Here is an 11332-nt window from a genome sequence, read left to right as displayed (position 1 = left end):
GGATTTCAAGATCTCACACCGTAATTGTGCGGTTGCTTATCGAATCGGGGCGATCTGGGTGTAACGCCCGCAGCGGCGCGTTGGCCAAGGGCGACGCTCGAATTCGGCACGCCGTACCGCCGCTACCGTGGATTTCGGGACGGGGAGTCCAAGCGACCAATTCGCGAATGAGGGAATCGATCATGAAATTCAATCGTATGAGCGTGCGCCGGAACGTCGCCGGAATCTCTGCGGGCATTCTGCTCGGGGGAGTGGCCGCGACGGCCATGGCGCCAGCGGCATCGGCCGCTCCCGACTGCAGTGCCGCCGGAGTCTCCGGCACCGTCAGCACCGTGACGGGCTCGGCCAGGGACTACCTGACCGCACATCCCGGTGCGAACCAGGTCGTCACGGCCGCATACGGCCAGCCGCGCCCGCAGGCGGAGGCCAGCCTGCGTGGGTACTTCACGGCCAACCCGCAGGAGTACACCGAACTCCGCGGCATTCTCGCACCGCTCGGCGACACGCAGCGCGCATGCAACGTGACGGTGCTGCCGCCTGCGCTGTCGTCGGCCTACGAGCAGTTCATGGCCGGCTGAGTCCAGCACCCGACCGCAACTACTGGCACGGCCAACAAAGAAGCCCGGCCAAAGGCCGGGCTTCTTGTCACCGCAAATTGTGGGCGAAGGGGGACTTGAACCCCCACGTCCCGAAGGACACTGGCACCTGAAGCCAGCGCGTCTGCCATTCCGCCACTCGCCCCAACAACCGGGCAAGGCTATCAGCACCGGCGTCCGTTCCCCAAACCGCACGGTAGCCCAGCCCGACCGCGAGATTCCGCGCTGACCTGCCGCGATCCGATTCTCAGCGTTCTCTTGGCCCGCTGTTGTTCCCAATGCGCTGGGCTGGGCCGATACCATGCGTACTGGGGCGATCCGGCACGCGACACGCGCGTCGGCCCGCCGCGGATGCGGATTCGACGACGACCAGCGAGGCGGGCGGTGACATGGGTCTTGTCAACCGGTTCGAGCGCAAGCTCGAATCCACGGTTGGTGATGCCTTCGCGCGCGTATTCGGCGGTTCGATCGTTCCCCAAGAGGTCGAGGCGATATTGCAGCGCGAGGCCGAGGCCGGGGCGCGTGAAGTTGGCGGCGGCCGTATTTTGGCCTCCAACGCCTACATCATTACCCTCAGTGCAACCGACTATCAGAAGGTGAGCGCCGATCCTGCCCTGACGTCGACAACTTTTGCCAGATACCTGGAGGGATACATCCGTGACCAAGGGTGGCAAACGTATGGTGAGGTGGTCGTCAGATTCGAGGCGTCATCGAACTTGCACACCGGCCAGTTCCGCACACGTGGAGCGGTCGACCCAGATTCGTCCGCGAGCGAACCCGCCCCGGCACACCGAGACCGCACGGACACCGCAGAACCAGGAGTACCGATGACCGACAACCCGAGCTACCGCGGAAGCCAGGGCCAAGGGCAACCCGGCGAAGAACCCTACGACTACGGTCGCCCGGCCGATGAGCGCGGTGCCCAGTACCCGCCCGAGCAGGGTGGATACCCTCCGCAGGGCGCCCAGGCGCCCGGCTACCCGCCGCGCCCGCCCGCCGGGTACGACCAGGGCGGCTACCCCGAGCAAGGCGGCTACCCGCCGCAGGGCGCTCCCGCCCCGGGCTACCCGCCGCGCCAACCGGGCTACCCCGAGCAGGGCGGCTACCCGGAGCAGGGCGGTTACCCCGAACACGGTGGCTACCCGGAGCAGGGCGGCTACGCGGACCAGGGCTACCGGCAGGCGCCGGCCGGATACGGCGCAGCCCCAGCGGCCCCGGCCGCACCGGCAGGCGGATACGGTGCGCCCGGCGCTCCCGGTGCTCCGGGCGCTCCCGGCGCGGACTACGACTACGGCCGTCAGCCCGCCGCTCCCCAGCGTCATGACGAGTACGGGCGCCCCGCGGAGCCGCCACGTCCGGCGTACCCCGAGCAGGGCGGCTATCCGGAGCAGGGTGGCTACCCGGCCCCCGGCGGCGGCTACCCCGAGCAGGGCGGGTACCCGGAGCAAGGTGGCTATCCCGAGCAGGGTGGCTACGGCGCTCAGGCTTACGGCCGCCAGGACTACGCCCAGCCCGACTACGGGCGCTACGCCGATCCCGCCGCACCGCAGGCCCCGGGATACGGGGATGCGGGCTACGGCGCTCAGCCGGCCGGCTACGACTACGGCCAGCAGGCTCCGGCCGCACCCGCGGGATACCCCCAGGGTTACGGCGCCGCAGGCGCGAACGTGACGTTGCAGCTCGACGACGGCAGCGGCCGCACCTACCAGTTGCGGGAGGGCGCGAACGTGATCGGACGCGGGCAGGACGCTCAGTTCCGGTTGCCGGACACCGGCGTCTCCCGTCGGCACCTCGAGATCCGCTGGGACGGCCAGATGGCGTTGTTGTCCGATCTCAACTCGACGAACGGCACCACCGTCAACAATGCGCCGGTGCAGGAATGGCAGCTGGCCGACGGTGACGTGATCCGGCTCGGCCACTCCGAGATCATCGTCCGGGTGCACTGAGTACACGGGTCGGTCATCGTCGCGGAAGGTGTTCGCTTCGCCCTCACGCCGTTGTTCGCCCAAGTATCGTGACGTTGCCGAAGGTGGCCGGCCCGCGTGACGGCGGGCTGGGATTCTGCAGACAATGGGACGGTGGCGGAGAGGACGTCGGATGCAGGGGTTAGTGCTGCAGCTGACGCGCGTCGGATTCCTTTTGCTCCTGTGGCTGTTCATCTGGTCGGTGCTACGGATCTTGCGAACCGACATCTACGCCCCCACCGGCGCGGTGATGATGCGCCGCGGACTCGCCCTGCGGGGCACCCTGCTGCCCAGCCGGCAGCGCCGTGGGGTCGTACGCCAGCTGATCGTCACCGAGGGCGCGTTGACCGGTACGCGCATCACGCTGGGGACCCAGCAGGTGCTCATCGGCCGCGCCGACGACTCGACTCTGGTGCTCACCGACGACTACGCCTCGACACGGCACGCCCGGCTGTCGCCTCGGGGGTCCGAATGGTACGTCGAGGACCTAGGATCGACCAACGGTACATACCTTGACAGGGCGAAGGTGACGACGGCGGTAAGGGTTCCGATGGGAACGCCGGTGCGAATCGGCAAGACGGTAATCGAGCTGCGCCCGTGACCCTCGCCCTCCGTTACGCGGCGCGCAGCGACCGCGGTCTGGTCCGAGCCAACAATGAGGACTCGGTGTATGCCGGTGCCCGGCTGCTCGCGCTGGCCGACGGCATGGGTGGCCACGCCGCGGGCGAGGTGGCGTCGCAGCTGGTGATCGCCGCGCTCGCCCATCTCGACGACGACGAGCCCGGCGGCGACCTGCTCAGCGAGCTCAACTCCGCCGTGCACCAAGGCAACTCCGCGATCGCCGCGCACGTCGAAGCGGATCCCGAGCTCGAGGGCATGGGTACCACGCTCACCGCGATCCTGTTCGCGGGCAACCGACTTGGGCTGGTTCACATCGGCGACTCCCGCGGCTACCTGCTCCGCGACGGTGAGCTCGCCCAGATCACCAAGGACGACACCTTCGTCCAGACGCTGGTCGACGAGGGCCGCATCACCGCGGAGGAGGCGCACAGCCACCCGCAGCGGTCGTTGATCATGCGTGCGCTGACGGGCCACGAGGTCGAGCCGACGCTGATCATGCGCGAGGCCCACGTCGGCGATCGCTACCTGCTGTGCTCGGACGGGCTGTCCGACCCCGTCAGCCACGAGACCATCCTGGACGCGCTCCAGATCTCCGACGTCGCCGAAAGTGCCGACAGGCTCATCGAATTGGCGTTGCGCGGGGGCGGGCCGGACAACGTCACCGTGGTGGTGGCCGACGTCGTCGACTACGGGATGGGCCAGACCCAGCCGATCCTCGCGGGCGCCGTCTCCGGTGACGACGATGCCCCGCCACCCGACACGGCCGCCGGGCGCGCGTCGGCGTTCAACCCGCGCCGCACCGAGCCCATCAAGCGTCCTGCCACCGAACCCCCACCGCCCGAACGCAAACCGCGTTCGCGCCGCAGGATCTTCTTCGTGGCACTGTTGCTCGCGCTGCTGGTGATCGTCGGGCTCGGGGTGGGCAGCCTCGTCGTCCGGAGCAACTACTACGTCGCCGAGCACGACGGAGCCGTCTACATCATGCGCGGCGTCCAGGGCAGCTTTCTCGGCATGCCACTGCAGCAGCCGTTCCGACTGGGCTGCCTCGATGCGCGCAACGAGCTGCGGATCATCGGCGTCGACGACCAACGCGGAGACTGCCAGCGCCTCGAGGTCGCCGACCTCCGGGAATCGGAACGGGCGCAAGTGACGGCGGGCCTGCCCGCGGGCAGCGTCGACGACGCGATGGGCCAGCTCCGCGAGCTCGGCCGCTCGTCGCTGTTGCCCGTCTGCCTGCCGCCCGCGCCCGCCACGACCACCACCACGACACCACCGCCGCCGCCGGCCCCGACGCCCGAACCCTCCGGCGACCCAACGGAATCCGTCAACCCCGAAGTGCCGACGACGGTCACTTCACCCGAGCCGCCCACCACGGTCACCTCACCCGCGCCGCCGGCCTCGTCACCGACGACCCCGCCGGCTCCCACCGGGACGTCGCTGTCTCCACCACCGCAGGAGCCGGGCACTAACTGCCGGGCGGCGTCATGAGCACGCAACCGCAAGCCGCGGTTGCCGTTGCGCCGCCGCTGCCCAACCGCCGCAATGCCGAACTTTTCCTGCTCGGGTTCGCCGCGGTGATCACCACGGTCGCGTTGCTCATCGTCGAGGCCAACCAGGAGCAGGGGCTCAGCTGGGACCTGGCGCAGTACGCGCTCGCGTACCTCGCCCTGTTCGGCGGCGCCCACCTCGCGGTTCGCCGCTTCGCGCCGTACGCCGACCCGCTGCTGCTGCCGGTCGTTGCGCTGCTGAATGGTTTGGGGCTGGTGATGATTCATCGTCTGGACCTCGCGGCGGGGCCCATCGCCGCGGGTGCCGATGGCGGACCCAACGCCAACCAGCAGACGCTGTGGACGCTCGTCGGGGTGGTGGTGTTCTCCCTCGTCATCGTGTTCCTCAAGGACCACCGCGTACTGGCCCGGTACGGCTACGTGTGCGGGCTGACGGGCCTGGTGCTTCTCGTCATCCCGGCGGTACTGCCCAGCTCGATATCCGAGTCGTACGGCGCGAAGATCTGGATTCGCTTGCCCGGCTTCTCGATTCAGCCCGCAGAGGTGTCGAAGATTCTTCTATTGATCTTCTTCGCCTCGGTGCTGGTGACCAAGCGCAGCCTGTTCACCAGCGCGGGCAAGCACGTGTTCGGAATGGACCTACCCCGGCCTCGCGACCTCGCGCCGTTGCTCGTCGCGTGGATCGCGTCGATCGGCGTCATGGTGTTCGAGAAGGACCTCGGTACGTCGCTGCTGCTGTATGCGTCGTTCCTGGTGCTGGTCTACGTGGCGACCGACCGGCTCAGCTGGGTGTTCATCGGATTGACGCTGTTCGCCGTGGGAAGCGTTGCGGCGTACCAAGTCTTCGGCCACGTCCAGACCCGAGTCCAGAACTGGCTCGACCCGTTCGCCGACCCCGACGGCACCGGCTACCAGATGGTGCAGTCGTTGTTCAGCTTCGCCACCGGCGGCATCTTCGGCACGGGCCTCGGCAACGGCCAGCCCGGAACGGTGCCCGCGGCGTCCACCGACTTCATCATCGCCGCGATCGGTGAGGAGCTCGGCCTCGTCGGCTTCGCAGGCGTGCTCATGCTCTACACGATCGTCATCATCCGTGGGCTGCGCACCGCCATCGCGGTCCGCGACAGCTTCGGCAAGCTACTGGCCGCGGGGCTCGCGTCGACCTTGGCGATCCAGTTGTTCATCGTCGTGGGCGGAGTCACCAAGCTCATCCCACTGACCGGGTTGACCACGCCGTGGATGTCCTACGGCGGATCGTCGTTGCTCGCCAACTACGTATTGTTGGCGATCCTGCTGCACATCTCGCACGCCGCACGGCGTCCAATCACCACCAAGCCCGTCAACGCCACCCCGATCGCCAGCGCGAGCACGGAGGTGATCCAGAAGGTATGAACACCTCACTGCGTCGCATCGCCGTCGCGATCATGGGCCTGATCGTGCTGCTGCTCGCCAACGCCACCCTCACTCAGGTCTTCACCGCCGATGGGCTGCGGTCCGATCCGCGCAATCAGCGCGTCCTGCTCGACGAGTACTCGCGGCAACGCGGGCAGATCACCGCGGGCGGTCAGCTGCTGGCGTACTCGACGTCGACCAACGGCCACTTCCGGTTTCTGCGGGTGTACCAGAACCCCGAGGTGTTCGCCCCGGTGACCGGCTTCTACTCCCTGCAGTATTCGAGCACCGGGCTGGAGCGCGCCGAGGACACCATCCTCAACGGCTCCGACGAACGGCTGTTCGGGCGCAGGCTGGCGGACTTCTTCACCGGGCGCGACCCCCGCGGCGGCAACGTGGCCACCACCATCAAGCCGCCGGTGCAGCAGGCGGCGTGGGATGCGATGCAGACGGGCTGCAACGGTCCGTGCAAGGGCGCCGTCGTGGCGCTGGAACCATCCACCGGCAAGATTCTTGCGATGGTGTCGTCGCCGTCGTTCGACCCCAATCTGCTTGCCTCCCATGATGGTTCGACGCAGTCGGCGGCGTGGCAACAGCTGCGCGACGATCCCAACTCGCCACTGGTCAACCGCGCCATCTCCGAGACCTACCCGCCGGGTTCCACGTTCAAGGTCATCACCACCGCCGCGGCCCTGCAGGCCGGCGCCACCCCGAGTACCCCGGTCACCGCGGCCGCGCGGGTGGTCCTGCCGGACAGCACGGCGACGCTCGAGAACTACGGCGGGTCGTCGTGCGGCAGTGGCCCGACGACGACGCTGCACGACGCTTTCGCGAAGTCTTGCAACACCGCGTTCGTCGAGCTCGGCATCGACACCGGCGCCGACGCCCTACGCAGCACCGCGCAGGCCTTCGGAATCGACAGCCCGCTGCCCCCGACGCCCCTGCAGGTGGCCGAGTCGACCCTCGGACCCATCGACGACGGTGCCGCCCTTGGGATGTCGAGCATCGGCCAGAAGGACGTGGCGCTCACGCCGCTGCAAAATGCACTGATCGCGGCGACCATCGCCAACGGCGGCGTGACGATGCAGCCCTACCTCGTCGAGGACCTCAAGGGACCCGACCTCTCCAACATCAGCACGACCAGCCCGCACGAGCTCCGCCGTGCGGTGTCTTCGCAGGTCGCAACTACACTTACGGGTCTGATGATTGACGCGGAGGCGGTGACGCAGCAGAAGGGCGCCATCTCCGGCGTGCAGATCGCATCCAAGACGGGCACGGCCGAACACGGCACCGATCCACGCAACACCCCGCCCCACGCGTGGTACATCGCATTCGCCCCCGCCAAGGCACCCAAGGTGGCCGTCGCGGTCCTAGTGGAGAATGGGGGCGACCGACTGTCCGCCACCGGCGGCGCGCTGGCCGCGCCGATCGGACGGGCCACGATTGCCGCGGCGTTGCGGGAGGGATCATGAGCACGCGCGTCGGAGTGACGCTGTCCGACCGCTACCGGCTGCAACGGCACATCGCCACGGGCGGAATGGGTCAGGTCTGGGAGGGTCTGGACACCCGGCTGGGTCGTCAGGTCGCGGTCAAGGTGCTGAAGGCCGAGTTCTCGTCGGACCCCGAGTTCATCGAACGTTTCCGGGCCGAGGCCCGCACGGTCGCGATGCTCAACCACCCCGGCATCGCCAGCGTGTACGACTACGGCGAGACCGACCTCGACGGCGAGGGCCGCACCGCCTACCTGGTCATGGAGATGATCAACGGCGAGCCGCTGAACACCGTGCTCAAGCGCACCGGCAGCCTGTCGCTGCGGCACGCCCTTGACATGCTCGAGCAGACGGGCCGTGCGCTGCAGGTCGCCCACAACGCGGGGCTGGTGCATCGCGACGTGAAGCCCGGCAACATCCTGATCACCCCGACGGGCCAGGTGAAGCTCACCGACTTCGGCATCGCCAAGGCCGTCGACGCCGCCCCCGTCACGCAGACGGGCATGGTGATGGGCACCGCCCAGTACATCGCCCCGGAGCAGGCGCTCGGCCGTGACGCGACCGCGGCCAGCGACGTCTATTCGCTGGGAGTCGTTGGCTACGAATCGGTTTCGGGTCGACGGCCGTTCACCGGCGACGGCGCGCTGACCGTCGCGATGAAGCACATCAAGGAGCAGCCGCCCGCCTTGCCGGGCAACGTGCCGCCGAACGTGCGTGAGCTCATCGAGATCGCTCTGCAGAAGGAGCCCGGGCTTCGGTACCGGACCGGTGGCGCGTTCGCCGACGCGGTGGCCGCAGTGCGATCAGGGCGTCGGCCGCCGCGCCCCAACCAGGCGCCGACCATCGGCGGACGGGCCACGCCGGCCGCGATCCCGTCGACGGTGCAGCGCCCGGCCGCGAACTACGCGCCCCGCCCGCCCGTCCCGCAGTCCCGGCCGCGTCCGGTGGGCGGCACCCATCGCACCCCACCTCCGGCGCCGCGTCGCACGTTCTCCCAGGGCCAGCGCGCCTTGTTGTGGGCAGCGGGCGTGCTCGGCGCGCTCGCGTTGATCATCACGATCATGATCCTGCTCAACGCACAGGACGAGCGCGACAAGCAGAAGCAACAGCCGTCGACCATCACCAGTACGACGGTGCTGCCCTCGCCCTCGCCGCCGGCGAGCGAACCGCCCGCGACGCCCGGCGCGCTGCCGGCCCTGGAACAGAACTCCCCATGACCACCCCCCAACACCTGTCCGACCGCTACGAACTCGGCGAGATTCTTGGGTTTGGCGGCATGTCCGAAGTTCACCTCGCGCGCGACGTGAGGCTGCACCGAGACGTCGCGGTCAAGGTGCTGCGCGCCGACCTGGCCCGAGATCCGAGTTTCTACTTGCGGTTTCGCCGGGAGGCGCAGAACGCCGCCGCGCTGAACCACCCGGCGATCGTCGCCGTGTACGACACCGGCGAGGCCGAGACGGCCACCGGGCCGCTGCCCTACATCGTCATGGAGTACGTCGACGGCATCACGCTGCGCGACATCGTGCACACCGACGGGCCCATGGAGCCGCGCCGGGCAATCGAGGTCATCGCCGACGCCTGCCAGGCGCTGAACTTCTCCCACCAGCACGGCACCATCCACCGCGACGTCAAGCCCGCCAACATCATGATCAGCAAGGGCGGCGCCGTGAAGGTCATGGACTTCGGCATCGCCAAGGCGCTCGCCGATGCGGGCAACAGCGTCACCCAGACTGCGGCGGTCATTGGCACCGCGCAATACCTCTCGCCGGAACAGGCCCGCGGCGAGACGGTCGACGCCCGCTCCGACGTCTACTCGCTTGGCTGCGTGTTGTACGAAATCCTCACTGGGCAGCCACCTTTCGTCGGCGATTCGCCGGTCGCCGTGGCGTACCAACACGTTCGGGAAGACCCCACCTCGCCGTCGTCGAAGCATGGTGGCATCTCACCGGAGCTCGACGCCGTGGTGCTCAAGGCCCTGGCCAAGAACCCGGAGAACCGGTACCAGAGCGCCGCCGACATGCGCGCCGACTTGATCCGCGTCCACAGCGGCGAAGCACCTGACGCACCGAAGGTGCTCACGGAAGCCGAACGCACCTCGTTCATGGCGCCCACACCTTCAGGCCGCGCGGCGCCCACCGAGCACATCCCGGCGCACCGCCCAGCCAGCGACGAGCCAGACCGCCGCGCATCGGTCGGCCGTTGGCTCATCGGCGTCGCGATCCTGGCCATCCTGACCGTCGTCGTGGCCGTTGGGATCAACACGATCGGCGCCAATCCGCGTGACCAGCAGGTGCCGGACGTCGCGAACCAGACCCAGGACGACGCCATCGCGGCGCTGCAGAATCGCGGATTCAAGATCACCACCCGCGAGGAGGCGAACTCCAAGGTCGCCGTTGGTCGCGTCATCGGCACCGACCCCTCCGCCAACTCGTCGGTGGCCGCCGGCGACGAGATCACCATTACGGTTTCGTCGGGGCCTCGGCAGGCCGAGATTCCCGACCTGAAGTCCTACACCCCTGCGCAGGCAGCAGAGAAGCTCAAGGACGCCGGGTTCGAGAATGTCACGCAGGCGGTATCGCCGTCCCTTCCCGAGCAGACGGGCAAGGTGATCGACACCAACCCGCCGGCCAACTCGACCACGGCGATCACCAACCGCATCACGATCGTGGTGGGTAGCGGGCCCGACAAGAAGCCCGTTCCCGACGTGAAGGGTCTGAGCCCCGAGGACGCTCAGAAGATTCTCAGCGGCAATGAGTTCAAAGCGCCGCCGATCATCGTCCAGGTCGACGGGCTCAGGGGCACTCAGGGTCAAGTGGTGGGCACGGTGCCGGCGGCGGGGGAGACGGTCCCGGTGGACACGCCGATTCAGGTGCAGGTGTCGCGGGGCAACCAGTTCACGATGCCCGACCTGCGAGGCCGCTTCTGGGACGACGCGTTCCCATATCTGCAGTCGCTCGGCTGGCAGAACAACGGTCCGAACTTCATCAAAGGGCCCAACGCGCAGAACAGTGGCCAGCCGACCAACGCCGTGGTGATTCAGGACCCGGCGGCCGGCACCCCGATCAGGGTCGACGGCACCATCACGCTGAGCTTCGCGCAGTAGCCGCCGCCACCGTATCGGCGACCTCGCGCTCGAGCAGGCTCACCAGCTGTTCGGCCGGCGCGGCTCCACAGAAGCCGAGCCAATTGGCCAGCATGCGGTGGCCGCCCTCGGTGAGTATCGACTCGGGGTGGAACTGCACCCCGTGGATCGGCAGCGCCCTGTGCTGCACCCCCATGATGACGCCGCCTTCGGTACGCGCGGTGACCTCGAGCTCGGCGGGCATCGTCTCGGGCAGGATGGTCAGCGAGTGGTACCGCGTAGCCGTGAACGGGTCTGGAAGGCCTTTCAGCACACCAAGATTCGTGTGATGCACGCTGCTCGTCTTGCCGTGCAGCAGTTCGGGGGCGCGGTCGACCGTGCCTCCGAACGCCACGCCGATCGCCTGGTGCCCGAGGCAGACTCCGAGCAGGGGAGTGGCGCTCGCGGCGCAGGCCCGCACCAGCGGGATGGACGCGCCCGCTCGCTCAGGAGTCCCGGGACCGGGGCTCAACAGGATCCCGTCGAACTGCGCCGCCGCGGCGTCCACGTCGGACGCCGTCGAGAGGCGTGCGTCGTCGTTGCGCCAGACTTCCGCATTCACACCGAGCTGGCCCAGGTACTGGACCAGGTTGAACACGAAGCTGTCGTAGTTGTCGACGACGAGAACTCGCATCCGATC

Annotated in this window: 9 protein-coding genes and 1 tRNA gene; 8 read left to right on the top strand and 2 right to left on the bottom strand. The window is 68.5% G+C overall.

The genetic code is table 11. The features are described from left to right. The first annotated feature begins 182 nt into the window (after positions 1-182). Positions 183-578 carry a heme-binding protein gene (locus tag SLQ33_RS06335; protein ID WP_319452945.1) on the top strand — a complete coding sequence of 132 codons (396 nt, stop codon included), beginning with the start codon at positions 183-185 and terminating at the stop codon, positions 576-578. Between the two features lie 80 nt (positions 579-658). Here SLQ33_RS06335 and SLQ33_RS06330 read toward each other — a convergent pair. Then, positions 659-741, bottom strand: a tRNA-Leu gene (locus tag SLQ33_RS06330). A gap of 244 nt (positions 742-985) precedes the next feature. On the opposite strand from SLQ33_RS06330, the gene SLQ33_RS06325 reads away from it, so the two are divergent. From SLQ33_RS06325 to pknB, 7 genes are all read left to right on the top strand, one after another. Continuing rightward, positions 986-2542 carry an FhaA domain-containing protein gene (locus tag SLQ33_RS06325; RefSeq protein WP_319452944.1) on the top strand — a complete coding sequence of 519 codons (1557 nt, stop codon included), beginning with the start codon at positions 986-988 and terminating at the stop codon, positions 2540-2542. Between the two features lie 151 nt (positions 2543-2693). Beyond that, complete coding sequence (locus tag SLQ33_RS06320; RefSeq protein ID WP_319452943.1) at positions 2694-3161, top strand: FHA domain-containing protein FhaB; 468 nt, start codon at positions 2694-2696, stop codon at positions 3159-3161. After that, positions 3158-4669 carry a PP2C family protein-serine/threonine phosphatase gene (locus SLQ33_RS06315; RefSeq protein ID WP_319452942.1) on the top strand — a complete coding sequence of 504 codons (1512 nt, stop codon included), beginning with the start codon at positions 3158-3160 and terminating at the stop codon, positions 4667-4669. The genes SLQ33_RS06320 and SLQ33_RS06315 overlap by 4 nt, the downstream gene beginning before the upstream one ends. Then, complete coding sequence (locus tag SLQ33_RS06310; protein WP_319452941.1) at positions 4666-6081, top strand: FtsW/RodA/SpoVE family cell cycle protein; 1416 nt, start codon at positions 4666-4668, stop codon at positions 6079-6081. The genes SLQ33_RS06315 and SLQ33_RS06310 overlap by 4 nt, the downstream gene beginning before the upstream one ends. Further along, entirely contained in the window at positions 6078-7553 is a 1476-nt protein-coding gene (gene pbpA, locus SLQ33_RS06305) for a D,D-transpeptidase PbpA (RefSeq protein ID WP_319452940.1), read from the top strand. Before SLQ33_RS06310 ends, pbpA begins: the two co-directional genes overlap by 4 nt. Next, positions 7550-8788, top strand: a complete 1239-nt coding sequence (locus tag SLQ33_RS06300; RefSeq protein WP_319452939.1) for a protein kinase domain-containing protein — start codon at positions 7550-7552, stop codon at positions 8786-8788. Before pbpA ends, SLQ33_RS06300 begins: the two co-directional genes overlap by 4 nt. Beyond that, positions 8785-10674: a Stk1 family PASTA domain-containing Ser/Thr kinase gene (gene pknB / locus SLQ33_RS06295; protein WP_319452938.1), complete on the top strand. Its 1890-nt coding sequence runs from the start codon at positions 8785-8787 to the stop codon at positions 10672-10674. Before SLQ33_RS06300 ends, pknB begins: the two co-directional genes overlap by 4 nt. Here pknB and SLQ33_RS06290 read toward each other — a convergent pair. Beyond that, entirely contained in the window at positions 10652-11326 is a 675-nt protein-coding gene (locus SLQ33_RS06290) for an aminodeoxychorismate/anthranilate synthase component II (RefSeq protein ID WP_319452937.1), read from the bottom strand. The two genes, pknB and SLQ33_RS06290, sit on opposite strands and share 23 nt — an antisense overlap. Positions 11327-11332: the final 6 nt, after the last annotated feature.

Source organism: Mycobacterium sp. RTGN6, from assembly GCF_033804605.1.
GTDB lineage: Bacteria > Actinomycetota > Actinomycetes > Mycobacteriales > Mycobacteriaceae > Mycobacterium.
Note: the sequence above shows the minus strand (reverse complement) of the source record. Positions and strands in the feature narration are given on the sequence as shown.

Coding starts and splice junctions, on each gene's coding strand:
- SLQ33_RS06335 (WP_319452945.1), top strand. CDS start 183: ATGAAATTCAATCGTATGAGCGTGCGCCGGAACGTCGCCGGAATCTCT.
- SLQ33_RS06325 (WP_319452944.1), top strand. CDS start 986: ATGGGTCTTGTCAACCGGTTCGAGCGCAAGCTCGAATCCACGGTTGGT.
- SLQ33_RS06320 (WP_319452943.1), top strand. CDS start 2,694: ATGCAGGGGTTAGTGCTGCAGCTGACGCGCGTCGGATTCCTTTTGCTC.
- SLQ33_RS06310 (WP_319452941.1), top strand. CDS start 4,666: ATGAGCACGCAACCGCAAGCCGCGGTTGCCGTTGCGCCGCCGCTGCCC.
- pbpA (WP_319452940.1), top strand. CDS start 6,078: ATGAACACCTCACTGCGTCGCATCGCCGTCGCGATCATGGGCCTGATC.
- SLQ33_RS06300 (WP_319452939.1), top strand. CDS start 7,550: ATGAGCACGCGCGTCGGAGTGACGCTGTCCGACCGCTACCGGCTGCAA.
- pknB (WP_319452938.1), top strand. CDS start 8,785: ATGACCACCCCCCAACACCTGTCCGACCGCTACGAACTCGGCGAGATT.
- SLQ33_RS06290 (WP_319452937.1), bottom strand. CDS start 11,326: ATGCGAGTTCTCGTCGTCGACAACTACGACAGCTTCGTGTTCAACCTG.